Source organism: Crossiella sp. SN42 (genome assembly GCF_023897065.1).
GTDB lineage: Bacteria > Actinomycetota > Actinomycetes > Mycobacteriales > Pseudonocardiaceae > Crossiella.
Window position 1 is genome coordinate 1 of sequence record NZ_JAMHIV010000030.1, and the last position, 24,060, is coordinate 24,060.

At 72.5% G+C, this 24,060-nt stretch carries 20 protein-coding genes; 10 read left to right on the forward strand and 10 right to left on the reverse strand.

Annotated features, from left to right (window positions below):
* Window positions 1-550: 550 nt before the first annotated feature.
* The 3 genes from M8C13_RS31615 to M8C13_RS31625 all read right to left on the reverse strand — a co-directional run bounded on the left by M8C13_RS31615 (window position 551) and on the right by M8C13_RS31625 (window position 3,660).
* A complete protein-coding gene (locus M8C13_RS31615; RefSeq protein ID WP_252484419.1) occupies window positions 551-1,204 on the reverse strand; it encodes a fasciclin domain-containing protein in 654 nt (217 codons plus the stop codon).
* A 675-nt stretch (window positions 1,205-1,879) separates the two neighbouring features.
* A complete protein-coding gene (locus M8C13_RS31620) occupies window positions 1,880-2,698 on the reverse strand; it encodes an ABC transporter permease (RefSeq protein WP_252484420.1) in 819 nt (272 codons plus the stop codon).
* Window positions 2,695-3,660, reverse strand: a complete 966-nt coding sequence (locus M8C13_RS31625) for an ABC transporter ATP-binding protein (RefSeq protein ID WP_252484421.1) — start codon at window positions 3,658-3,660, stop codon at window positions 2,695-2,697. Before M8C13_RS31625 ends, M8C13_RS31620 begins: the two co-directional genes overlap by 4 nt.
* A 102-nt stretch (window positions 3,661-3,762) precedes the next feature.
* Here M8C13_RS31625 and M8C13_RS31630 point away from each other — a divergent pair, with 102 nt between their 5' ends.
* Both M8C13_RS31630 and M8C13_RS31635 read left to right on the forward strand, forming a co-directional pair.
* On the forward strand, window positions 3,763-4,935 hold the full coding sequence (locus tag M8C13_RS31630; protein WP_252484422.1) for a nucleotide disphospho-sugar-binding domain-containing protein: 1,173 nt from the start codon (window positions 3,763-3,765) through the stop codon (window positions 4,933-4,935).
* Between the two features lie 110 nt (window positions 4,936-5,045).
* Window positions 5,046-8,759, forward strand: coding sequence for a hypothetical protein (locus M8C13_RS31635; RefSeq protein ID WP_252484423.1), 3,714 nt, complete (start codon window positions 5,046-5,048; stop codon window positions 8,757-8,759).
* Here M8C13_RS31635 and M8C13_RS31640 read toward each other — a convergent pair.
* From M8C13_RS31640 to M8C13_RS31655, 4 genes are all read right to left on the reverse strand, one after another.
* On the reverse strand, window positions 8,756-9,106 hold the full coding sequence (locus M8C13_RS31640; protein ID WP_252484424.1) for a hypothetical protein: 351 nt from the start codon (window positions 9,104-9,106) through the stop codon (window positions 8,756-8,758). The two genes, M8C13_RS31635 and M8C13_RS31640, sit on opposite strands and share 4 nt — an antisense overlap.
* Before the next feature lie 9 nt (window positions 9,107-9,115).
* Window positions 9,116-10,351: a sulfotransferase gene (locus M8C13_RS31645; protein WP_252484425.1), complete on the reverse strand. Its 1,236-nt coding sequence runs from the start codon at window positions 10,349-10,351 to the stop codon at window positions 9,116-9,118.
* Window positions 10,348-11,034 (reverse strand): VC0807 family protein, encoded by a 687-nt coding sequence (locus tag M8C13_RS31650; protein WP_252484426.1) that lies wholly within the window; start codon window positions 11,032-11,034, stop codon window positions 10,348-10,350. The genes M8C13_RS31645 and M8C13_RS31650 overlap by 4 nt, the downstream gene beginning before the upstream one ends.
* A 72-nt stretch (window positions 11,035-11,106) precedes the next feature.
* Complete coding sequence (locus tag M8C13_RS31655; RefSeq protein ID WP_252484427.1) at window positions 11,107-12,114, reverse strand: methyltransferase; 1,008 nt, start codon at window positions 12,112-12,114, stop codon at window positions 11,107-11,109.
* 98 nt (window positions 12,115-12,212) lie between these two features.
* On the opposite strand from M8C13_RS31655, the gene M8C13_RS31660 reads away from it, so the two are divergent.
* The 5 genes from M8C13_RS31660 to M8C13_RS31680 all read left to right on the forward strand — a co-directional run bounded on the left by M8C13_RS31660 (window position 12,213) and on the right by M8C13_RS31680 (window position 17,178).
* Window positions 12,213-13,157 (forward strand): amidohydrolase family protein, encoded by a 945-nt coding sequence (locus tag M8C13_RS31660; protein ID WP_252484428.1) that lies wholly within the window; start codon window positions 12,213-12,215, stop codon window positions 13,155-13,157.
* Between the two features lie 9 nt (window positions 13,158-13,166).
* Window positions 13,167-14,102 (forward strand): NAD-dependent epimerase/dehydratase family protein, encoded by a 936-nt coding sequence (locus tag M8C13_RS31665; RefSeq protein WP_252484429.1) that lies wholly within the window; start codon window positions 13,167-13,169, stop codon window positions 14,100-14,102.
* 68 nt (window positions 14,103-14,170) lie between these two features.
* A complete protein-coding gene (locus M8C13_RS31670) occupies window positions 14,171-14,917 on the forward strand; it encodes a bifunctional 2-polyprenyl-6-hydroxyphenol methylase/3-demethylubiquinol 3-O-methyltransferase UbiG (RefSeq protein WP_252484430.1) in 747 nt (248 codons plus the stop codon).
* Between the two features lie 2 nt (window positions 14,918-14,919).
* The gene (locus M8C13_RS31675) at window positions 14,920-15,975 is read left to right on the forward strand and encodes an NAD(P)-dependent oxidoreductase (protein ID WP_252484431.1); all 1,056 of its coding nucleotides are present in this window, start codon (window positions 14,920-14,922) and stop codon (window positions 15,973-15,975) included.
* 9 nt (window positions 15,976-15,984) lie between these two features.
* A complete protein-coding gene (locus M8C13_RS31680; RefSeq protein ID WP_252484432.1) occupies window positions 15,985-17,178 on the forward strand; it encodes an FAD-dependent monooxygenase in 1,194 nt (397 codons plus the stop codon).
* On the opposite strand, the gene M8C13_RS31685 is transcribed toward M8C13_RS31680, so the two are convergent.
* The 3 genes from M8C13_RS31685 to M8C13_RS31695 are packed head-to-tail and all read right to left on the reverse strand — an operon-like array spanning window position 17,156 to window position 20,591.
* Window positions 17,156-18,343 carry a nucleotide disphospho-sugar-binding domain-containing protein gene (locus M8C13_RS31685; protein WP_252484433.1) on the reverse strand — a complete coding sequence of 396 codons (1,188 nt, stop codon included), beginning with the start codon at window positions 18,341-18,343 and terminating at the stop codon, window positions 17,156-17,158. The two genes, M8C13_RS31680 and M8C13_RS31685, sit on opposite strands and share 23 nt — an antisense overlap.
* Window positions 18,331-19,647: a lipopolysaccharide biosynthesis protein RfbH gene (gene rfbH, locus M8C13_RS31690; protein ID WP_252484434.1), complete on the reverse strand. Its 1,317-nt coding sequence runs from the start codon at window positions 19,645-19,647 to the stop codon at window positions 18,331-18,333. The genes M8C13_RS31685 and rfbH overlap by 13 nt, the downstream gene beginning before the upstream one ends.
* Entirely contained in the window at window positions 19,647-20,591 is a 945-nt protein-coding gene (locus M8C13_RS31695; RefSeq protein ID WP_252484435.1) for an NAD(P)-dependent oxidoreductase, read from the reverse strand. Before M8C13_RS31695 ends, rfbH begins: the two co-directional genes overlap by 1 nt.
* Window positions 20,592-20,639: 48 nt before the next feature.
* On the opposite strand from M8C13_RS31695, the gene cysC reads away from it, so the two are divergent.
* The 3 genes from cysC to M8C13_RS31715 are packed head-to-tail and all read left to right on the forward strand — an operon-like array spanning window position 20,640 to window position 23,877.
* A complete protein-coding gene (gene cysC / locus M8C13_RS45850; protein ID WP_374213212.1) occupies window positions 20,640-21,647 on the forward strand; it encodes an adenylyl-sulfate kinase in 1,008 nt (335 codons plus the stop codon).
* Complete coding sequence (locus M8C13_RS31710) at window positions 21,641-22,528, forward strand: FkbM family methyltransferase (RefSeq protein ID WP_252484436.1); 888 nt, start codon at window positions 21,641-21,643, stop codon at window positions 22,526-22,528. Before cysC ends, M8C13_RS31710 begins: the two co-directional genes overlap by 7 nt.
* Window positions 22,529-22,533: 5 nt before the next feature.
* The gene (locus M8C13_RS31715; RefSeq protein WP_252484437.1) at window positions 22,534-23,877 is read left to right on the forward strand and encodes a nucleotide disphospho-sugar-binding domain-containing protein; all 1,344 of its coding nucleotides are present in this window, start codon (window positions 22,534-22,536) and stop codon (window positions 23,875-23,877) included.
* Window positions 23,878-24,060 lie beyond the last annotated feature (183 nt).

Below are 24,060 nucleotides of genomic sequence, written 5' to 3' on the forward strand. Positions count from 1 at the left end.
GGCTGGCTCGCGGCGACGTGGGCTCGACGCGCCGGGTGGCGAGGCACCTCTGATCGACGGCTGCGGCTGCTCGTCGGGCGACCTCGGCCGCTTGCCCGGCGACCTCACCCCACGGCCTCGGCGACCGGCGACTGCCGACCGGTGACTGGCGAGCAGCGACTCCGGCCTGCCTGCCCCCTGGCCCGTCGACGGCCGGTGCGCCTGCAACCGGCGGCCGGTGTGCCGGTGACCGATGTGCCTGCAACCGGCGACCGGTGTGCCAGCGACCAGTGGGCCGGTGACCGGCGCCCAGCGGCCTTGGCTGCTGAGCTCAGCGACCGCGCGTTGCCGCCCCTGACGGGGTCCGCCGCCGCCACCGTTCCTCTGCGGAACGCTCGAACCCCGGTTTTGGTTGCCTTTCGTTTTGGATCACTGCGCTCGATCGGGTGAACCGGGGCGGGACTGGGGTGGTGGGGTCAGCATAACCGCTGGTCGGGGGTGGGGCGGGAGTGGGCCGCGGGGCCGGCCGCCGGAGGGGTTCGTGCGGGCTCTGGCGGCCGGGGGGCGGGGGTTACTTGGGCATGAGGACTGAGTCGATGAGGTAGACGGTGGCGTTGGCGGTGTGCACGCCGCCGCAGATGACGTTGGCGTCGTTGGCCTTGAGGGTGTTGCCTGCGCCGGTCACCTTCAGCACGCCGGTCTGCACCGTCTTCTGGTCGCCGGCGATCTTGTCGGGGGTGATCTGGCCGGGGAGGACGTGGTAGGTGAGGATCTTGGTCAGCAGGGCGTCGTCTGTTTTGAGCTTTTCGATGGTGGCCGCGTCGATCTTGGCGAAGGCCGCGTCGGTGGGGGCGAAGACGGTGAACTCGCCGCCGTTGAGGGTGGAGACCAGGTTGACCTTGGGGTTGAGCTTGCCGGAGACGGCGCTGACCAAGGTCTTGAGCAGGGGGTTGTTGCTCGCGGCGACCGCGACCGGGTCCGCCGCCATGCCGGTGACCGAGCCGCCGCCGCTGGGGACCTGCTTGGCGTAGTCGGCGCAGCCGGGGCCGACCAGGTCGCGGGCGGGGTCGGCCATCGCGCTGGAACTGGGGGCCGCGGCGCTGCTGGGGGCGGCCGCGGGAGTGCTGGAGTTGCCTGCCATGTCGCCGGAACCGCAGGCCGCGGCGAGCAGGGCGATCGAGGCGACGCCGAGGGTGGCGGTGGTGCGGCGGGCGATGTTGGTCATGACTGGCTTCTCTCTTCCGGATGGTCGGTCGAACACCTCGCATTCGGCGCCAGGGGGAACACGGATCGGGTCCATCACCGACCGTTATTCCTTCGTTACCTCTGGTGGGGCCTGAACCGGCTGCGGCGGGGCCACGGCTGCCGCGGCACTGTTGGCGCGCACCATCGGCGGCGACCGGCTGGCCACCGACCCCAGCGCCGCCGCGGCCCTGCTCGCGCACGCCGACGGCCTGCCCCAGGTGCTGCACAACGTGGCCGCCCGGCTGGCCGCCCGCCCCGACTGGACCCTGGCCACCGCACTCGTCGAGGCGCATCTGCTCGAACCGGTCGCCGAGGGCCGGTATCGGTTGCGCGCCCCGCTGCGCCGCTCCGCCCGCGCGCACGCCCTCACCGAGGACGGCGAGTCCGCCTGCCACGCCGCGCTGTCCCGCCTGGTCCGGCACCACCTGGACACCGCGGCGCACTGGTCACCGGCCGAGGACGGCGACCGGTGGGCGCTGGTCGCCCAGACCGAGCGGGTGCCGGAGGTGCCCTCGGCGGAGCTGGCCCGGTTGCTGGCCGAACGCGCGGCGCGCCGAACACAGGCGGTCCCCGCGCCCGCCCCGGCTGGGGGATCGGGGGAACGCGGGGACGCCCGTGGCCGGTGGTGGGGGTGTGCACCGGCCGGTCCGGTCGCTCAGGTGAGCAGCCGACGCTGGAAGGAACGCAGGGCCAGCGCGCCGATGACCACGGTGCCCGCGATGATCACGGTGAGGGACACCGCGATCGGCATGTGCGGCACCTCTGGGGTGAACACCGCGCGCAGCGTCTCGCTGGCGTAGACCACCGGGTCGATGAGCACCAGGGCTTGCAGCCACGGGATCGGGTGCAGCGCGGCCCACGGGTAGTAGACGCAGCCGAGCAGGGTGGCCGGCACCATGACCAGGTTGATCAGCAGGCTGGTCTGCCCGATGTCGAACAGGGTGCCCAGCAGCAGTCCGATGCTCGCCGACAGCAGCGGCAGGAAGACCAGGCAGGCCAGGAACAACGGCCAGTCCGCGATGTGCACGCTGGGCGCCAGGCCCGGCGCGTGCAGCAGGAACACCAGCGGGAAGACCACCAGTCCGGACAGCACCCCGTTCACCGCGCCCCAGGCGATCTTCTGCAGGCCCAGCGCCCACAGCGGGAACGGCGCCAGCATGCGGTCCTCGATCGCCCGGCCGAAGGACAGCTCGCGCACCAGTCCCAGGGTGACCACGGTCATCGCGTTGAGCACCACCGCGTTGCCCACCATGCCCGGCACCAGCACCGAGGAGAACGCCGAGCCGAGCAGGCCGGGCGAACCGGCGCCGCCGGCGCTGATGGTGGGCAGCACGTAGGTGAACACCAGCGCGAACAGCGCGGGCTGCATGGCGGTGTGCAGCACGAAGGAGAAAGCGTTGCGGCGCAACAGGTGCAGCTCCCTGGCCAGCATGGCCCAGAACACCCTCGACTGGCGCGGCACGGCGGCGGTCATCCGGCGTACTCCTTTCCGGTCAAGGCGAGGTAAGCGCTCTCCAGGCTGGGCGTGACGGTGGTGACGTCGCGCACGCCGAGGCCGCGCGCCGCCCCCGCGGTGATCAGGCCGCCGAGCAGGCCGTCGGTGTGCGCGGCGAAGACCCGGATCCGGTCGCCGTCGACCTCGGTCTTGCGCACCCCCGGCGGCAGCTCCGGCAGCGTGAGGTCCTGGGCGGGGCCGTCGTAGCGGACGGTCAGCACGGTGTCCCCGCCGGTCCGGGTGGTCAGCGCGGAGACCGTGTCGCAGGCCAGCACCCGGCCGTGGTCGATGATCGCCACCCGGTCGCAGAGCTGCTCGGCCTCGGCGAGGTGGTGGGTGGTCAGCAGCACGGTCAGGCCGTCCCGCTGGTACTCGCGCACGGTCTGCCACAACGAGATCCGGGTCTGCGGGTCCACCCCGGCGGTGGGCTCGTCCAGGAACAGCACCTCCGGCCGGTGCATCAGCGCCCGCGCGATGGCCACCCGCCTGGCCTGCCCGCCGGAGAGCTCGGTGACCATGGCCCGGCTCCGGTGCGCCAGCCCGCCGCGCTCCAGCAGCTCGGCGGCCCGCCGCCGGGCGGCCGAGGCGGTCAGGCCGAAGTAGCGGCCGCGGAAGACGAGGTTCTCCAGCACGTTCAGCTCCCGGTCCAGGTTCCCGGCCTGGGACACCACGCCGATCCGCGCCCGCACCCGCACCGGGTCGCGCACCACGTCGATCCCGGCCACGCTCGCGCTGCCGCCACTGGGCCGCACCAGCGTGGTCAGGATGCCGATCGTGGTGGACTTGCCTGCCCCGTTCGGGCCGAGGATGCCGAACAGCTCGCCGGTCCTGACCTCGACGCTGATGCCGTGCAAGGCTTCCACCGGGCCGCTGCGGCTGCGGTAGGTCTTGCGCAGCGCCACGGTCCGCAGCACTGGCTCCGCACCTCGTTCCCCGCTCACCCCAGCAGCATGACCCCGATATTTGCCTAACGCAAGCAAGTTGTCCTGGCGTTTCAGCACGCCCCCAGCGCCGTCCGAGGTCCACGCCGAAACCTGGTCGCCATGCGCGTGCTGTTCACCACCTGGGCCTGGCGTTCGCACTACAACCCGCTGGTCCCGCTCGGCCACGCGCTGCGCGCGGCAGGGCACGAGGTCATGGTCGCCAGCCACCCGTCCTTCGCGGACTCGATCACCGCCGCCGGTCTGCCCGCGCTGCCCGCCGGCCCCGAGGTCGACCTGCCCGAGGTGCTGAGCGCCGCGATCCGCACCAGCACCTGGCGGCCCAGCCCCGGGGCCCTCCCCCAGGCCGACAACCCGCTGCGCCGCCGCAAGGGCCTGACCGTGCTGCGCCTGGCCGCCGACAGCGCCACCGCGATGGCCGGGGACACCCGCCGCTTCGCCGAGTCCTGGCGACCGGACCTGGTGGTGTACGAGCCGATGGGCTTCCTCGGCCCGGTGCTGGCCCGCGCCATGGGCATCCCGTCCCTGCGCCAACTGTGGACGGTGGACTTCCTGGCCGACATCCCCGAGGTGGAACAGGAGATCCTGGGCGAGCTGGCCGCCAGCCTCGGCGCGGACACCCCCAACGCCCTCGGCGACCGCACCCTGGACCCCTGCCCGCCGAGCCTGCGCGGCCCCGGCGACTACGAACGCCAGCCCATCCGCTTCGTGCCCTACAACGGCCCCGCGGTGCTGCCGCACTGGCTGCGCACCCCGCCCCGCCGTCCCCGGGTCTGCGTCACCTGGGGCACCTCCATCGACGGCATGGGCCTCAACGACTACTTCCTCGCGCCCCAGGTGGTCCAGGCCCTGGCGGAGCGGGAGGTGGAGGTGGTGGTGGCGGTGGTCAACGGCCAGCGCGAGCTCTTCGGCGACCTGCCGCCCAACGTGGTGCACCTGGGCCCGGTGCCGCTGGACCTGTTGCTGCCCAGCTGTGTCGCGGTGGTGCACCAGGGCGGCGGCGGGACCACGATGACGGCGATGAAGGCGGGCATCCCGCAGTTCGTGCTGCCGTACCTGCCGGACACCACGTTCAACGCCCGGCACATCGCGGCCACCGGGGCGGCGCGGTGGGTGTGGGGCGGGACGGCGGACGCGTCGGTGCTGCGGGCGGAGCTGGCGGAGTTCCTGGACGGGCTGGCGGGGTATCGGGCGGGGGCGGAGCGGTTGCACGCCGAGCACCTGGCGCAGCCGAGTCCGGCGGAGGTGGTGTCGGTGCTGGAGCGCGCGGGCTGACCGTGGTGCGGCAGCACGGAGCAGGTCGGGCCGGCTAAGTGCGCGGTCCGCGGCACGCCTAGACTGTACGGCCCGGCGGGGAGGCGAGCCGGGTCGAAGGGGGCAACGCCGTGGACCGGTCGCACACCTACAACCTGATCATCAACTCGTCGATCACCGGGTCCGATGTCGTACAGGCCAGGGACATCGGCGCGGCACCGGCCGCCGAGGCCGACATCTGGCGGCACGTGCACCCCGCGGCCGATGCCGCGCTGTACCGGGAGAGAACCGCCGAAGTGGTCACCCGGTTGAGCGAAATTCGGCAGGCGGTGGACACGGTGCTCGCCGCCGATCCGTGGCAGGACCCCGGTTATCCGGCACGGTTCCTGCACGAGCTGCACTGGCTGCTGGGCGACATGGAGCTGAGCGCGGCCGAGGCCGCAGTGCTCGTGCTGCTGCCGTTCCTGCGCGTGACGCACGACCGGCGACTGGCGGCCGCGCTGTCCGGTGTACGCCCGGCGGAGCTGACCCCGGAACCGGGCGACGAGGCGGAAAGGGCGGAGTTCGACTCGTTCGCGGCAGGCTTCGCGCCGCTGCGCGAACGGGCTCGGCTGCGGCCGGAGGCAGCGCCCGCGATCGGCTGGTGGCTGTTCCACCGCTGGCTCCGCCACCGGAACCCAGCCGCCGAACCCGGCCAGGTGGCAAAGCTGCTGAACCTGCTCGGGGAACCGGCGCTGGCGCTGGAAGAGACGTTCGCGGCAGAGCGGATGTTCCTTCTCCTGCAAGGACTTCGCCGTGGTCCAGGGGTCTGCAACCCGGAGTTTCTCGGCAACTTCCCCGCCGAGGACCGACTGCGCGCACCCGGGCGGCAGAAGTTGCGCGGCAGACAACTGGCCCTGCTCGCCGCGCTGGCCCACGGCATGGCCATCGAACTGACCGCCCTGCCGGAGGTGGTGGGCGAACACCTGGGCATCCCGCACCCGGTCACCCCGGAGGACCTGCGCCGGACCCTGGCGGCCGTGAAATGGGGCGGCCCACCGGAACTGCCGGTGCTCACCGCACGCTGCGAGCACGAGGCCGTGGTGGAGGCGCTGCGCGAACACACTGCCCGCCTGGACGAACTGCTGCACGAGGCACACCTCGCCGCGGGCGCCCCACTCGCCAAGACCCTTCCCACCCGGTTCTCCGCCGACCAGGTCACCGGCACCTTCGCGGGCTACGCACGTTTCCGGCACAGCAGCACCGGCGTCCGGAGCCTGCTGATGGGCGTTCAGCTGTACAAGGACCCGGACCTGGCCATCCGCGAGCTCTACCAGAACGCCCTGGACGCCTGTCGCTACCGCACCGCCCGCACCGAATACCTGGACCGCACCCACCCGGCGACCTACGACTACACCGGCCGGATCCGGTTCGAGCAGGGCGTGGACGACCAGGGCAGGCACTACGTCGACTGTCACGACAACGGCATCGGCATGGGCACCGCCGAACTGCGCGGTGTGTTCTGCGACGCCACCGCGCGCTTCACCGACCAGGACGACTACCGCCACGAACTGGCCCGCTGGCAACAGCTGGCGCCGCCGGTGACGCTGTACCCGAACAGCCGCTTCGGCATCGGCGTCTTCAGCTACTTCATGCTGGCCGACGAAATCCTGGTGACCACCTGCCGAATGGGCATGGACGGCATACCAGGGCCCGTACTGGAAGCGGCGATTCATGGGCCGGGGCATCTGTTCCGCATCGAGCAGCGGGCGGAGCGTGGGGCGGAGCCGGGGACGCGGGTGCGGTTGTACCTGCGGGATCCGGAGCGGTGGTCTTGCGTGGAGGTGCTGGAGCGGTTGCTGGGGATCGCGGAGTTCGAGACGACGGCGGAGGACGGGGACCGGGTTGAGACGTGGGCGCCAAGGCGGCTGCGGAGCCGCAAGGCTCCCGAGGAGAGGTTCGGGCTCAACGCCTACGGGGAGCTCGTACCATGGGATGGGGCGCCAGCGGGGATCCAGGTCATCTGGTGTGAACATGGTGGCGGTGTGCTGGTGGACGGGCTGGTGGTGGAGCCCTCCGAGCGTCGGCCACCATTCGGAACTTCGTCCTCGGGGCTTTCCGGCGTGGTGGTCAACCTGTTCGGCCCCGCCGCTCCTCGCAAGCTGTCGGCGGATCGAACAGAGGTGCAGGACGAAGATCTGCCCAGCCGAGTAGGCGAGGTATTGGAAGTTGCGATAGGCCCACTGATCGCCATGAACGGGTCTCTTCCGAGCTACGGGTGGATATGCGAGTTGGCCAGAACGAACGTAGCGCTGGCAGACCACTTCACGCTGGCTACTGCAGAGGCTGGCCTGCAACTACAAGGTGGCTCATTCACCTTCGACATGACCCGCGCGGGTTGTTTCTCACGAGACTGGCACATCCTCAACAAGTACGGTGTTCGGCAGGGCATCGCAAATCTCGCGAAGTGGGTTGGGGCGACGCACTTCCCAGTGCCGGATCACATCTTGTTGTGGCGCTTGCTCGCCAACAGGGTCACACAGGCCCTCCGAGTGCTCACTGCGCTCGACCCGACTCTGTCCGAGGTCACTGTGCGCGTAGCGCGTCCGTCCGACGAGATGCTACTTGTCTTGGACAGACAAGGGGGATGGCTCGATCAGTGGACTAGCGTATCGGATCAGGACATTGCCAGCTTCGCGCACCGCATGGGCGTCACCTCGACGGAGGTGTCCGCCGTCGCTCGTCAACTGGGGTTCGACAGCGCATCCACCAGCGCTGGCACACCACGTCCTGCAGAAGTCGATGACCTGCGCAAAGCGCAACGGTCGTGGCAGGTGAACGCTGAGGAGGTCGCTCGTCAATGGCGTGCACGGGGTATAGATGTCCCTGAGGCGGTTGTGCGCATTGTCGCCAACGGTGAGGACACGTGGTTCTTGCAGCCGGACCCCGAGGACCAATACTACTGGCTTGATCCCAATAGTGCCGTTCCTGCTGGACATCTCGCCCTTGCCAGCCTGAACTCCGGTCGCCCGGTATCCGAGGTCCGCACGAGACTGGAACAGCTGGGATTTCGCGTCGACACGGTCAACCTGCCGGAGTATCCGCAGGCGGAGGTCGTGACGTTGCTCAGCGGTAACAGAACCAGGCGATCACGGTGGCTAACCCGCGGTGAGCCGGTGCCGCCAGGCCACATCATGCGGTCCTCAGCTGATTTGGGAATGTCCGTGGCCACCGTGCTGGAGCAGCTGGAGCGCTTCGGTTTCGAGGTGCCCGTGCTCCCAGCTAACGCCACTGCAGCCGAGCATGTTCTGTTGGGTGACTATCAGCTCTCCGGCCCAATACCCGCGCAGCACCTAGTGCGCTCGGCAGATGTCCTGGGAGTTACGATCTCGCAGGTGGTCGGGCGACTTCGAGACTACGGCTTTCTCATCGAGGTCGACCCGCCTGCCCAACCCAGTCCGGATGAGCGGAACCTGTTCGGCCCCCGCGGCCCGATGCGCTGGGCAGACGTCACCAGCAACACCTCGATCACCCTGGCTGAGGTGGTTGTGGCCGCTGTCGAGCTTCGCATGCCCCTTGAAGAGGCCGTGCGCCATGTCACCCACTACGGCTTCTCGCTGTCAGCGACGGAGCTGCCAGACGGACTTACCTTTGACCTCGCGTGCGAGCTCCTGGAGTGCCAAGCCGTCGAAGGTGGCAGCGTCATCAGTAGAATCGACAACTCGCTCGAAGAATTCCTGGATGGTGCACTGCGTCTGGGCGTGTCGATCGACCAGCTCGTCTCCTGGTGGCGCGGCCTCGGCATCGACGTGCCCGACCCCCGGATCGCCCTCCGCGCGGCCCTGGCCCGCGTCCCCCGCGCCTAGTCCCCCTGCGCCCAAGCCGCCACCGGCAGCGACAGGTACACGCCGAAGTCCGCCAGTCCGGTGGCCGCCGCGATGTCGGCGTGCAACCGGTCCACCCGTTCCTGCCGGTTGGCGGCCCGGCTCTCGAACCACTTCGACTTGATCTCGATCACCACGTCCAGCCCGCAGCGGTCCAGTGGCCCCAACTGCCGGAACCGGATCTCCACATCCCCCGGCTGCAAATCGCCGTCGTAGGGCTCCTCCGGGCACTCCACCGCCACCGACACCAGGTGCGGCAACACCGAGCCGAGTTCGCGGAGGAGCGACTCGGCGACCTGCGGGGCATGAATGACTTCCACGAGCGGCACCGGACCACTCTAGGCCGGATCCTCCGTGGGCACATCAAATTCGGCGCGGTAGGCCGCGGTGCGGTGGCGGAGGGCGGACAGGTCGAGGCCCAGTTCGCCGGGGCGGTAACGGATGCGGCCGAAGCGGTGGGGGTGGCGTTGGGTGTGCAGCTCGGTCATCGCGGTCAGCGCGGGGTCGGTCAGGGGCAGGCCGGCGGTGGTGTAGACGCGGCGCACCACCGCCGCTGGGTCGTCCCTGATCTCGTGGAGTCCGATGTGGACGGACCGGCCGGGCGGGATCCGGGTGTGGTCGCGCAGGCAGCGGTCGGTCATGCCGGTCACGCGGTCGGTCCAGTACGCGGCGATGCGGCGTGGGTCGACCTGGGCGCTGGCGAGGCGCTGGGCGTAGGCGAGCATGGTGGCCAGGGACGGGGTCACCGCGGCTGGGTCGCGGTGGGTCAGGACGAGGGTGGCGTCGGGGAAGGTGGTCAGCAGGGCGGGGAGTTGTTCGATGTGCTGCATGGTTTTCAGGGCCCAGCGGCCGCCGCTGTGGCGCCAGCTCAGCACCTGCAGGACCCGGCGCAGGTAGGCGTAGGCCGGGCGTTGCTCGGTGGCCAGGTACCAGTCGCGGTAGGTGGGCAGCACGGCCTGGGTCTCGAACAGGATCGAGGAGAAGCTCAGTGCCAGCAGGCGGATCTCCTCGTGCACCGAGTCGGGGCTGACCTCCAGCATGCGTTTCAGGTGCGGCAGGGCCTGCTCGACCACCTCGGCGTAGTGCTGCGCGGCGGGGTCCGGTTCTGGGTCCTCGCCTGGGGTCTGGGCTTCGGACTCGGTGAGGTGGCGCAGGGCGGGGTCGGCGGCGAGCAGGCCGTGCAGGAAGGTGGTGCCGGAGCGGGGCAGGCCGGCGATGATGATGGGCGCGGGCACCGGTTCGGCCAGGATCTCCGGGTGCGCCTTGATCAAGGCCTCTACTCGCAGGCGGGTGCGGAGGAAGCCGAGTAGCTGGTGGTACTGGCTGAGCAAACCGAGGGGGCTCAGGGCGGCTTCGGTGCGCAGCGCGGTGCAGAGCACGGACAGGGGCTCGTGGAACCAATCCGGGCCGAAGTCCTCGTGGCCGGTGGCCTCGGCGGCCTCGGTCAGCAGGCGGTCGGGGTGCAGCCGGGCGGCGAGCTTCGCGGGGTCGAGGTTGTGGTTCCAGCGCGCGAGCTCCGGGGGCAGGCCGGGGGTGGCGAGGTCCTCGATGCGGAAGTCCGCCGGGCCGCTCATGCGCCCGCGGCGGCCGGGAACATCCGGGCCACCTGGGCGTCCACGATCTTCTCCAGCCGCTTGCCCGCCCGCGCCGCGGCCACCAGGCAGACCAGCACGCCGATGACGCCGGGGATCTCGTTGAGCCAGATGGACTCCTGCACGCTGCTGACGTGGTAGATGATCACCACCCGGATCGCCGCGTAGGCCAGGAACATCACGCACCAGGTGGCGCTGAGCGCGCGGTGGATGCGCAGGAACTCGCGGGAGTGCTCGGCGCACCACTCGTAGGCGGTCAGCCGGTGCGGATCTCCCTTGTACGCCATGGGTTTGGACACATCCACGGTGATCGGCCGGGAGGTGAAGGTGTTGACCAGGATCCAGATGCCGGCGATGGCGATGTAGAGCGAGCCCCTGGCCAGGATCAGCCTGGGGTCCTGGAAGGTGAAGTCCAGCACCAGACCGACGGCCACCTCCACGATCACCAGCACGCCCAGGTTGTCCAGCTTGCCCCGGCGGATGGTGTTGGCCAGGGAGTTCGCCGCGGTGAGCAGGCCGCCGGTGACCAGGGCCCAGAAGTCGCTGGCGCCGAGGGACTTCAGGATGAAGTAGGTCGCGATGGGGATGATCACGTCCAGCGCGTACGGCAGGACGCCGAGCAGGCCCCTGCTCTGCCGGGGCGTCGCCGCGGGCGATGTGGACATAGCTGAGGTTCCTCTCAAAGGCCGCAGGGCGGTGCGGTGCCGCCTCCGCCACCATAGAATTACTTGCGCGTGTTAATCAAGTATCTCGGCCCGGCGTGCCACCACGAGCGTGTCCCGAGCGCCCAGCGGCACCGCGGAAACCGGGGTGAACCCGGCATCTCGGAGGTATCCGGCGCAGTCCCGCGCGCTGTACTCCGCGCCGCCCTCGGTGACCAGCAGCATGTTCAGGCTGACGATCAGCGGGCCGAGCTCGGCCGGGTCGCCGAGCATCGCGTCGTAGACCAGCACCGCCCCGCGCGGTTCGACCGCCTCGTGCGCCTTGCGCAGCAGGGCCACCCGCTGCGCCGGCGACCAGTTGTGCAGCACGTGCCCGAAGACCAGCACCTCGGCGCGCGGCAGCGGGTCGGTGAAGAAGTCCCCCGGCTCGAACCGCACCCGGTCGGCCACGCCGAGCCCGGCCAGGTGCTGCTCGGCCTCCGCCTTGACCGCGGGCAGGTCGAACACCGCGCCGCTGAGGCCGGGATGGGCCTGGGCGAGGCGGCCGAGCAGGTTGCCGCGGGCTCCCCCGATGTCGGCCACCGTGCGGTGCTCCGCCCACGGGAACGCCTCGGCCAGCGCGGGCGCCAGCGGGCCGTTGACCGCGTCCATCATGGCCAGGAACCGGCGCAGCTCGGCGGGTTCGGCCATTACCGCCGACAGCGGGGCGCGGTGCTGCGGCACACCGGTGCGCAGGGCCTGGCCGAGGTGTTGCCAGGCGGGGTAGAGCATCCGGTCGGCCCTGGCCAGGAAGCCGCCGAGGAAGGAGAGCCGGTCGCGGACCAGGAACTCGGCGGCCACCTCGGTGTTGCGGTAGCGGCCATCGGACTCCGCCAGCAGCCCCAGCGCGGTCAGCGCGGCGAGGAAGTGCGGCACGCCTCTGGGGTGCAGGTCCAGTTCGGCGGCGAGCTCCGCGGCGGTGGCCGGGCCGCGCGCCAAGGCGCTGAACAGGTCCAGTTCCACGGCGGTGAGCAGGAGTTTGGCCTCGGCGAAGGCGTAGCCCAGGCGTCGGAGGTCGGCCGCACCGGTGAGTTGTGCCGTCATGCGGCCAGCCTGCCCGGGGCGGCTGGGCTCGTGCTGGTGTGGCGCTGAGCCCAGAACCGCTGGAGCGGCGCTGGATCGGGCGGTGCTGGGCTGCCGTCGTGGAGCACACAGCGCACCGGATCGACGTCCACCAGCACGCCGTGCCGCCGGAGATCGCCGAGGCGATGCGGGCGGCGGGCGCGCCGTTCGTGCCCGCCTGGTCGCTGACGGAGACCTGGCGGGTGCTGGCGGAGAACAAGATCGCCGCCGGGCTGGTGTCCAATCCGGTTCCCGGCGGGTTCCTGCACGGGGCGCGGCAGGCCGCCGGGTTCGTCAGGGCCGCCAACGAGGCCTCCGCCGAGCTGGTGCGGGAGTATCCGGCCCGGTTCGGGTTGCTGGCCGCGCTGCCGATGCCGCACGTGGACGCCGCGCTGGCCGAGCTCGCCCACGCCTATGACGTGCTGGGCGCGGACGGGGTGGTGCTGATCCCGCAGGCCGAGGGCCGCTATCTCGGCTCCGGCGAGCACGACCCGGTCTTCGCCGAGCTGGACCGGCGGGGCGCGGTGGTGCTGGTGCACCCGATGATGCTGCCCGGCGGGCCGGTGGCCGATCCGCCCTCGGTGCTGGCCGACTTCCTGCTGGACACCACCAGGGGCGCGCTCAGCCTGATGCTGGCCGAGGTGCCCGACCGCTACCCGCGGATCCGTTTTGTGCTCGCGCACGCCGGTGGTTTCCTGCCCTATGCCGCCGCCCGGATCGGCGCGCTGGGCGGGCAGTTCTTCGGCCTGTCCCCCGCGCGGCTGCGCGACTACCTCGGCCGCTTCCACTACGACCTGGCGCTGTCCGCGCCCTCCGCGCTGCCCAGCCTGCTGGCCGCGGTGCCGCCGGAGCGGGTGCTCTTCGGCACCGACTGGTGCGCGGTGCCGCCGGAGCTGGTGGCCGCCAACACCGAGGGCTACCGGCGCGCGCCCGGACTGGACGAGCGCGCCAGGGCGCTGATCGACCGGGACAACGCGCTGCGCCTGTTCCCCGCACTGGCCAGGCGACTCGACCCCTCGGCCTGAGGAGGCACCGTGCCGCTCACCGCACCGGAACTCGACCGCACCGGCCGCGCCATCCACCGGGCGGTGATCATCGGCGGCGCCGGGTTCATCGGCAGCAGTCTCAGCGCGGCGCTGACCAGCTGCCACATCGACACCGCCTGCTTCACCAGGCGCTCGCCGTTCCTGCACCAGGACGAGCTGAGCTATCCGTTGCACACCACCAGGATCGTCTACTACCTGGCCAGCAGCATCAACCCGGCGCTCGGTGAGGCGCACCCGGACTGGGCGGCCGCCGACCTGGCGCTGTTCGGGCGCCTGCTGCGCCGCCTGGCCCGGCTGGCGGAGCCACCGGCGGTGGTGCTGACCAGCTCCGGCGGCACGGTCTACGACCAGGCCGTGCCGCCGCCCTACGCCGAAACCGACCCGGTGCGGGCCACCGGTCGTTACGGCGCGGCGAAACTGGCCCTGGAGCAGGAGCTGTTCCGGCACTCCGATCGGGTGCCGGGCGCGATCCTTCGTCTGTCCAATGTGTACGGACCGGGGCAGCGGGCGGTCAAGGGCCAGGGGGTGCTGGCGCACTGGCTCGGCGCGGTGCTGGACGATCGTCCACTGAGGATAGTCGGCGATCCGGCGGCCAGCCGGGACTACGTGCACATCGACGACCTGGTGGCCGCGATCCACCTGCTGGACCGGCACATCCGCACCGGCGGCCTGGCCGGGCGGGGCGAGCCGCTGGTGCTCAACATCGGCTCCGGGCGACCCACCTCGCTGACCGAGCTGGTGCGGGTGGTGCGCGCGGCCACCGGCCGGGACGTGCCGGTGGAGCTGCTGCCGGCGCGGCGCTACGACCGGCAGCACGTGTGGCTGGACGTGCGCGCGGCGGCCGCGGTGCTGGGCTGGCGGCCGGTCACCGGGCTCGCCGAGGGGGTGGCCGGGATGTGGCGGTGGCTGCGCGCCCGGCCGTGATCCGAGCACGGCACCAGCGCCAGCCCGCACCATCTGCTCCGACAACGCTTTCGGCACACCGATGGGAGATGAGTGTCGTGCTAGCCGAAACCATGGCCCGCGCCGGCCAGGGACTGCTCGGGACCACCCCGCCGAACGGCCGGGCCTACTGGTCGGCCCGGTTCTGGGACCGGGACAAGGCCGAGCGGCATCCGGTGCTGGCCCCGGAGTTCCTGCGCCAGCGGGAGACCATCGCCCGCTACCTGCGCGAGTACGGCGGCCAGGCGGCGACCTCGCTGGAGTTCGGTTGCGGCACCGGGGAGTTCACCCGGCTGACCGCGCTGGGCACCCCGGTGGCCGAGATGACCGCGCTGGACATCTCCGCGCAGGCCATCGAGATCGCCAGGGGCAAGGTCGAGCACGCCAACATCGAGTTCGTGCGCGGGGACTTCTGGGCCGAGCACGGCCTGGCCCCGGCCGACCTGGTGGTGTGCGTGGACGCGATCCACCACCTCGGCGACGTGCGCGCGGTGCTGCGGCGGCTGCGGAGCTTCGTCAAGCCGGGCGGGGTGTTCATCGGCAACCTGTTCACCCTGGACAACTTCCACGAGTTCGAGCGGCTGCGCTACGGCGCGCTGGAACACCTGTGGCGCACCACGATGTTCCTCGGCTCCGCGGTGCTGATCAGGGCCAGCGGTGGCAGGCTGCGCTCCGGTTCGCACCGCACCCAGCTGCTGCCCTCCGCCCAAGGGCAGCGGCTGCTCGCCGAGGAGTTCGGCGAGGTGCTGGAGGTCTCGGCCGACCCGTACTTCACCGCCTTCGCCTGCCGGGGCTGAGCGTGCGGGTGCTGGTCACCGGCGGCGCTGGGTTCATCGGCAGGCACCTGGTCGCCGAACTGGCCGCCGCCGGGCACGAGGTGCGGGTGCTGGACGCGCTGCTGCCGGAAAGCCATCCCGGTGGCGCACCGCCGGAACTGCCCGCCGGGGTGGAGTTCGTGCACGGCGACCTGCGGGACGCCGACGCCGTGGACCGGGCGCTGCGCGGGGTGGACCTGGTCAGCCACCAGGCCGCGGTGGTGGGGCGGGGCCGGGAGGTCCTGGACGCCGCCCACCACGTCTCCTGCAACGACCTGGGCACCGCGGTCCTGGTGGCCGCGATGGCCCGGCGCGAGGTGCCGCGGCTGCTGATGGCGGGCACGGTGGCCATCTACGGCGACAGCCGCTACGACTGCCCGGTGCACGGGCGGGTGCGGCCGGAACGCCGCTCCCGCGCGGACCTGGCGGCCGGGCGGTTCGAGCCGCGCTGCGGGCAGTGCGGGGCGGAGCTGGTGGCCAGCGCGGTCACCGAGGAGGACGTGGCCGACCCGCCGCGCAACATCTACGCGGTCAGCAAGTTCGCCCAGGAGCTGCTGGCCGGGACCTGGGCCAGGGAGACCGGTGGCCAGGCCGTGGTGCTGCGCTACCACAACGTGTACGGGCCGCACATCCCTTACCAGAGCCCGTACTCCGGGGTGGCCGCGGTGTTCCGCAGCGCGGTGGCCAGGGGTCAGGCGCCGGAGGTGTACGAGGACGGTGGCAGCCTGCGCGACTTCGTGCACGTGCGCGACGTGGCCGCCGCGCACACCGCGGCCCTGGCCTGGACCGGCGGCGGCTTCCGCGCGTTCAACATCGCCAGCGGCGTGCCGCGTTCGATCGGTGAGGTGGCCGCCGCGCTGGCGGCCGCGGTGGGCGCGCCCGAACCGGTGGTCACCGGCCGGTTCCGGATCGGCGACGTGCGGCACATCGTGGCCGCGCCGGCGCGGGCGCTCCGCGAGCTGGCCTGGCGGCCTGCCGTGGACTTCGAGACCGGCATGAAGGAGTTCGCCACCGCGCCGATGCGCGGTGGCCCGTCCTGAGGGAGCGTTGTGGCACTGCGGGTGGCGATCGCCGGGGCCGGGGTGGGCGGGCTGTGCCTGGCCCAGGGCCTGCGCGCAGCCGGGGCGCAAGTCGCTGTGTACGAACGGGATCCGGCCGTGCGCAGCCGGCACCAGGGCTACCGGCTGCGCGTCGACCGGCACGGGAACGCGGCGCTGCGGGCCTGCCTGCCACCGGAGCTGCACGAGCTGTTCCTGGCCACCGCCTGCCCGCCGTACATGTCCAGGGGCAGCGTCTACGACCACCACCTCACCCTGCGGCACACCCACCGCGACCCGGCCCCCTTCGACCCGGCCCAGGCCAGCCGGGGGGTGAACCGGCTGACCCTGCGCCAGGTCCTGCTGGCCGGGCTCGACGACACCGTCCACTTCGGACACACCGTGCTGGGCTACTCGTCCACCGGTGAGGGAGTCCGGGTGCACTTCGCCGGTGGCGGCAGCGCGGAGGCGGACCTGCTGGTCGGCGCGGACGGCATCAACTCGGTGATCCGGCGGCAGCTGCTGCCCGCCGCCGGGGTGGTGGACACCGGCCTGCGCGCGATCTACGGTCAGGCCCCGCTGACCTCGGCACTGCGCGAGCTGCTGCCCGCCGGGCTGTTCGGTGGCTCCTGCCCCGTGCTCGGCCCGCACCGGCGCACCCTGGCCCTGGGTTCCTTCGAGCCGGTGACGCCACCGGCCGTGGCGGATCCCCGGCTGGATCCGGTGGCCGCCTACCTGAAGTGGACCCTGGTGGCGCCCGGGTTCACCCTGACCGAGCCGGAACTGTGGACGGCGACCCCGCGACGGCTGCTGGAGGAGGCGCGGCAGGCGATCGCGGGCTGGCATCCCGCGCTGGCGGAACTGCTGGCCCGCTCGGTGGTCCCGGTGACCTTTCCGCTGGCGATCCGGGCAGGCAGCGCGGTGCCGGCGTGGCCGAGCGGGCCGGTGACCGTGCTGGGCGATGCCGTGCACGCCACCACGCCGGTGGGCGGCACCGGCGCGAACACCGCGCTGCGCGATGCCGCCCTGCTCACTCAACGGCTGCGGCCGGTGCTCACCGGCGCGGCCGGGTTGCGGGAGGCGGTGTCCGGGTACGAGGCGGAGATGCGCGAGTACGGCAGCGCGGCGGTGCGGAACTCGTTGCTGGGGGCCGAGAGGATCTTCCGCGCGGACCCCCGCGAGTTCAGCCCGGCGCTGACCCGCTGACCAGTTCGACGAGCTCGGGCACCACCTCGGCCGGGGCCGGCTGGGCCAGGATCTCCGCCCGCAGCCCGGCCGCCGCCGCGCGCCAGCCCGGATCCGCCAGCGCCTGCTCGACCGCGACGCCGACCTCGGCTTCGGCCACCACCCGGCCCGCCCCGGTGGCGGCCAGTTGTGCGCTGAGGAAGCGCTGGTCGGGCAGCTGGGGCAGCACCACCTGCGGCACCCCGTGGTACCCGGCGGTCAGCAGGGTGCCGTTGCCGCCCTGGTGCACGATCGCCTGGCAGTGCGGCAGCAACAGGTGCAGCGGCAGCGCGGCCACCGCGCGCACACCCGGCGGCACCGGGCCGAGCGCGGCGAGGTCGTGCTCGGCCAGGGACACCACGACCTCGCGGTCCCGCCCCGCCAGCTGTTCCAGCAGCAGCGGCGGGCGGAAGGTCTCCGCACCGGCCAGGCGGCTGGTGGAAGTGCCCCAGGTCAGGCAGATCCGCGGCTTATCGGCGGGCCGGTGCAGCCAGTCGGGCAGCACGGCGGGGCCGTTGTAGGGCAGGTAGCGCACCGGGATGTGCCGCAGGCCGGTGCTGATCTGCATGGCCGGCGGGCAGGGGTCCAGGGTGGCCACGCCGAGCGGGTCCGCCGCGGGCAGGCCGAGCCGCCGCCGCACCGGTTCGATCAGCTCCGGCACCAGCTCGCGAGCCTGGTAGGTGACGTCCACCCCGTGCACGTGCCGAACCGAGGGCACGCCGAGGGCGGCGGCGACCAGCGGCCCGGCGTAGGTGGTGGGGTCGTGGATCACCAGCTCCGGCCGCCACTGGCGGGCGAAGTCCAGCAGGTCCTCGATCATCGCCTCGGTGTAGGCGGTGAACACGCCGAAGACCTGGCGCACCTTGGCTTTGCGGGCCGGCGACCAGTCCGATGTGGACTCACCGGGAGCCGGCGCGTCCGGCACCGAGGGCAAGGTCATGGCCGGCATGCGTTCCCGGCGGACGGTCTCGTGGTCCAGGTCGGGGCCGACCGGCACCGCGACGCCGCCGGAAGCGGTGATCACCGGAGTCAGCCGCGGCTGGCTGGCCACCCGCACCTCGTGCCCGGCGGCCTGCAACGCCCACAGCACCGGCGCCAGCGGCAGGTAGTGCGAGGGCCAGGCCCAGCAGGTGATCAGGACGCGCATCGGCCCCGCCCCGCCGCGCCGGTGGTGAACTCGGTGATGGTGGTGATCATGTAGTCCAGCATCTCCTCGGTGATGCCCGGGTACACCCCGATCCAGCAGGTCCGCTCGGTGATGATGTCGCTGACGCGCAGGCCGCCGACCACCCGGTGTGGCTGATCCCGGTAGGCGGGGTGTCTGGTGAGGTTGCCCGCGAAGAGCAACCGGGTGCCGATCCGCCGGGACTCCAGGTGCCGCACCAGTTCCCGCCGGGTGAACGGGGCGTCCTCGGCGACGGTGAGCACGAACCCGAACCAGCTCGGGTCGCTGCCAGGGGTGGGTTCGGGCAGCAGCAGCCAGGGCAGGCCGTCCAGTCCGGCGCGCAGCCGCCGCCAGTTGCGCCGCCGGGCGGCCACGAACCCGGGCAGCTTGGCCAGCTGGCTCAGGCCGAGCCCGGCTTGCAGGTCGGTGGTCTTCAGGTTGTAGCCGACGTGGGAGAAGATGTACTTGTGGTCGTAGCCGGGCGGCAGCTCGCCGACGGTCTGGTCGAACCGTTTCAGGCAGCGGTTGTCCTCCCCCGGCTGGCACCAGCAGTCCCGGCCCCAGTCCCGCAACGACTCCACGATCCGGGCCAGCGCGAGGTCGTCGGTGAGCACGCAGCCGCCCTCGCCCATGGTGAGGTGGTGCGCCGGGTAGAAGCTGACCGTGCTGAGCTCGCCGAAGGTGCCGGTCTGCCTGCCCTGGTAGGTGGCGCACAGCGCGTCGCAGTTGTCCTCGATGAGGAAGAGTCCGTGTGCGGCGGCCAGTTCGGCGATCTCGGTGGCGGGGAACGGGTTGCCCAGGGCGTGCGCGAGCATGATCGCCCTGGTGCGCGGGCCGATCGCGGCGGCGACCAGGTCGGCGGTGGTGTTGTAGGTGCCCAGTGCCACGTCCACGAACACCGGGATGAGCCCGTTCTGCAGGATCGGGTTGACCGTGGTGGGGAACCCGGCGGCCACCGTGATCACCTCATCGCCGGGCCGCAGCCGCCGATCGCCGAGGCCCGGTGCGGTCAGCGCGGTCAGCGCGAGCAGGTTGGCCGAGGAGCCGGAGTTGGTCAGGTGCGCCTTGCGCAGTCCCATGGTCTTGGCGAACTGCCGTTCGAAGCGCAGCGCGGTGGCCCCGGCGGCGATGCGCAGCCCGAGCGCCTGCTCCACCAGCGCCGCCCGGTCCTGCGCGTCCAGCACCGCGCCGGAGGGCAGGATCGGCGTGACCCCCGGCACGAACCGTTGGCCTGCCTCGATCTCCCGGTGCAGCTCGCGGGTGCGGGCCAGGATGAGCTCGTCCACTACGGCCTCTCCTTCTGCGGCGGGCTCGCCTGTGCCCACAGCGCGTGCAGCGCGTCGGTGAGCCCGCGCGTCGGTGTCCAGCCGAGGCGGTGGCGAGCTTGGTCGATGACGATCCGGTGTGCGCCGAACCCGTCGTCGCGGCGCGGTCGCCCGCGCAGCCGGGTGACCGCGGTGACCGGGCGGCCGCTGATCTCGATCAGCTCGCGCACCGCGGCCCGCACCGGAACCAGTCGCCCGGAGGCGATGTTGAGCACCCCGGTCACGCCGGGCCGCCGGGCCGCGGCGAGCACCGCCCCGGCCACGTCCCGGACGTCCACGAAGTCCCGGTTCCCGGACAGCGGCGGCAGTTCCAGCGGCACCGGGTCCGCTGGGTGCCCGGCGAGCTGGGCGGCCAGCTGCCCGAGCAGGCTCTGCCGGGGCGCGTCCGGGCCGATGACCGTGCTCAGCCGCAGCACCAGCGCGGCCACGTGCCCGCCCGCGCTGAGGATGTCCTGGGTGGCGCGGAACTTGGTGCGCGCGTAGGTGGTCCGCGGATCGGCGGGGCTGGTCTCGGTCAGCTCCGCGCCCTCGGGCTGGCGGCCGTACTCATACACCGAGCCCAGGTGCACCAGCCGGGGCGCGGGGCGCAGCATGCCCAGCGCGGTCAGCAGGATGTCCACCGCGGCCGCGTTCAGCGCCACCATGGCCGGGTCGTCGGCCTCCCACAGCGCGCCCGCGGCGTTGACCACCACGGCGGCGCGCTCGGCCGCCAGCAGCGCGGCCAGCCGGTCGGGGGCCACGCCGGTCAGGTCGAGCCGCTGGAACCGGCACCCGGCGGGCAGCGGCGCGGGCCGCCGGGCCAGCGCGAGCACCTCGTACCCCGAGCGGGCCAGGTGGCGGCACAGGTGGCGGCCGAGGAACCCGGTTCCGCCGAGCACCACGGCCCTGACTGTTCTGGCTGACACGGCAGGGACGCTAGGTCTGGTCAACCGGGTGCCGCTCCGGTCGTCCTGGTGCGGCGTCCTACCGGGCCGGTCCGAGCAGGCCACCAACGCGGCACCAGCCGGGCGCGGCACGGTGCCGGCATGGCCTCCATCCTGTGGTTCACCGGCCTGTCCGGTGCGGGCAAGTCCACCATCGCCGCCGTGGTCGAAGGCAGGCTGCGGGCCGCCGGGCGCGCGGTGTGCGTGCTGGACGGGGACCGGTTGCGCGCCGGGCTGAACCGGGACCTGGGTTTCTCCCTGGCGGACCGGACCGAGAACGTGCGGCGGGCGGCCGAGGTGGCCCGGCTGCTGGCCGATGCCGGGCTGGTGGTGCTGGTGGCGTTGATCTCGCCGCTGCGCGCGGACCGGGCGCTCGCGCGGGACACCGTGGGCGGGCACGACTTCCGGGAGGTGTTCGTGGACGCGCCGCTGGCCGTGGCCGAGCGACGCGATCCCAAGGGCCTCTACCGCAGGACCAGGGCCGGGGAGCTGCCCGAGTTCACCGGGATCGACTCGCCGTACGAGCCGCCGGAACACCCTGATCTGCGCCTGGACACCACCGTGAGCACCCCGGAGCAGGCCGCCGATGCCGTGCTGGCGCTGCTGAGCGCCCCGCCGCGGCCGCCGGAGCTACGGGCAGCCGATGTCCGGGAGCTGCTGCGCACCGAGCGGCACCTGTGGCTGGCCACCGCGAACGGCCGCGGCCCGCACCTGGTCCCGCTGGCCTTCACCTGGGACGGCACGCACGTCTACGCCACCACCAAGCGGCGCAACCGCAGCATCGGCAACCTCGCCGGCGACGGCCGGGTCCGGCTGGCCGTGGGCAGCACCAGGGACGTGGTGCTGCTGGACGCCACCGCGAGCGTGCACCCGCCGGGCGAGCTGCCGCCGGAGTGCACCGCGGGGCTGCCACTGGACCCCGGCCGGGTGCCCGGCGCGGTGGTGCTGCGCCTGACCCCGCACCGGATCCAGGCCTGGCGCGGGCTGCCGGAGATCCCCGGCCGGACCGTGATGGCCGAGGGGAGCTGGCTGTGCTGACCCTGGCCCGCGACTACGTGCGGTACGCCCCGTGGCGAGCGGGCAAGGCACTGCTGGTGGACCGCTACCTCAACGCCGCGCTCAAGGCCGATCCGGTGGTACGCCTGGCCCGGCTGTGGACCGGGCAGCGGGTGCGGGTGGACACCAGGGACATCGTGCAGCGCTACCTCTACCAGTTCGGCGTGTGGGAGCCGAACCTGACCGCGTTGCTGCGGCGGCGGTTGCGGCCGGGGGACGTCTTCGTCGACTGCGGGGCCAACATCGGCTACTTCAGCCTGGTGGCCGCGCACCTGGTCGGCCCGGCCGGCCGGGTGGTGGCGGTGGAGGCCTCGCCCTCGGTGTGCGCGGTGCTGCGCGGCAACCTCGCGCTCAACCGGGTCGGCACGGTGCGCACGGTGCCCAAGGCGGTGTCCGACCGGGCGCAGACGCTGGCCTTCTACCAGCCGGTGCCGGGCGCGCCGAGCGTGACCACCAGCGTGCGGCCGTCCGAGGCGGACGTGCCGGTGTTCGAGGTCGACGCGTTGCCACTGGCGGAGCTGGTGCGGCCCGAAGAGCTCCGGCGGGCCCGGCTGATCAAGATCGATGTGGAGGGCGGGGAGCACGTCGCGCTGGCCGGGTTGCGGCCGGTGCTGGGCGAGCTGCGGCCGGAGGCGGAGATCGTGGTGGAGGTCAGCCAGCGGCTGCTGGCCAGCCAGTCGCACACCGTCGCGGAAACCGTGGAACTGCTGACCAGCCAAGGCTTCCACCCCTACCGGCTGGCCAACAGCTACCGGCCGTCCAGCTATGTGGACACCGCGCCCGGCCCGGCCCTGCGGGTGCGCGGCGAGCTGACCGGGGACGCCGACCTGGTGTTCTCCCGCCTCGACGCGGAGGCGGTGTAGCCGGTATGCGGGTGCTGTTCACCACCTGGGCGCAGACCGGGCACTTCCAGCCGCTGGCCCCGCTGGGCTGGGCATTGCGCGCGGCCGGGCACGAGGTGCTGGTGGCCACCACGCCGGGCTTCGCGGGCACGGTCGCCGAGGCCGGTTTGACCGCGGTGGCACTGGGTCCGGACCTCGACGTCACCGCGGAGCTGCGGCGGCGCTTCGGCGCGCTGCCCGCGGAAGCCTTGGCGCCCAGCACCTTCGAGCGCCCGGCGTCCTGGACCGCGGCCGCGCCGCCGGTGTCCGGGCGGACCAGGGACCTCGCGCAGAACCAGTTCGGGCGGGAGATGCTGCGGGTGGTGCTGGACGGCTGCGCCGCCATGCTGGACGACGCGCTCGCGCTGACCCGCACCTGGCGACCGGACCTGGTGGTGTTCGAGCCGACCGGTTTCCTCGGCCCGCTGCTGGCCGCCGCGCTGGACATCCCGTCGGCGCGTCAGCTGTGGGCGCCGGACTTCAGCCTGCCGCTGCAAGGCATCGCGGACCGGATCATGGGTCCGCTGCTGCGCCGGGTCGGCCGCACCGAGATCAACCTGACCGGCACGCTCACCCTGGACCCGTGCCCGCCGCGGTTGCAGGTTCCGGCCGACATCCCGCGCAGGCACCAGCGGTATGTTCCGTACCACGGCCGGATCGCGCCGCGGCCCTGGCTGTACCGGCGCGGCGCGCGGCCACGGATCTGCGTCACCTGGGGCACCACCATCCACGGCGTCGGCCTGCACGAGACCTACCTGGCCCCCAGGGCAGTCCGAGCACTGTCCACTGTGGACGCCGAGGTGGTGGTGGCCGCGCTGGAGTCGCAGCGGCCCCTCTTCGGCGAGCTGCCGGACAACGTGACGCACTTCGGCCCGGTGCCGCTGCGCGACCTGCTGCCGGGCTGCGCCGCGGTGGTGCACCAGGCCGGTGGCGGCACCACCATGTCCGCGGTGGTCTCCGGGGTGCCGCAGCTGCTGGTGCCGACCTTGCAGGACACCCTGTGCAACGCCACCCAGCTGGCCGGGACCGGGGCCGGGATCCGGTTGCGGGCCGGGGAAGCGGACGCGGAGCGGATGCGCACCGCGACCAAGGAGCTGCTGGCGGACCAGGACTACCGGGCCGCCGCCTGGGAGCTGCGCACCGAGGCGCTGGCGCTGCCCACTCCGGCGGAGCTGGTGCCGGTGCTGGAGGCGCTGGCGCGCAACGGTTCACCAGCGGCGGAGCTGGTGGCTGCCGGCGCCCCGGAACGAGAGCCGCACACCGTCCTCCAGGAACAGCAGCACCGCGCCGGTGACCGCTCCGCCAAGGCCGGTCACGTTGCCGAGCAGTAGCAGCAGCATCGTGCCCAGGCTCAGGTCCTCGTCCGCCTGCTCCAGCCTGATCTGGATGGTGATGAACACAGCGGCGATCACCGCGCCCGCCAGCAGGATCGCCAGCCAGCGCAGCTTCGCCCGCAGCCGTTCGGCCGGACTGAACACCCGCGTTTCCAGGCGCGCGTCGCAGGTGCCACACGA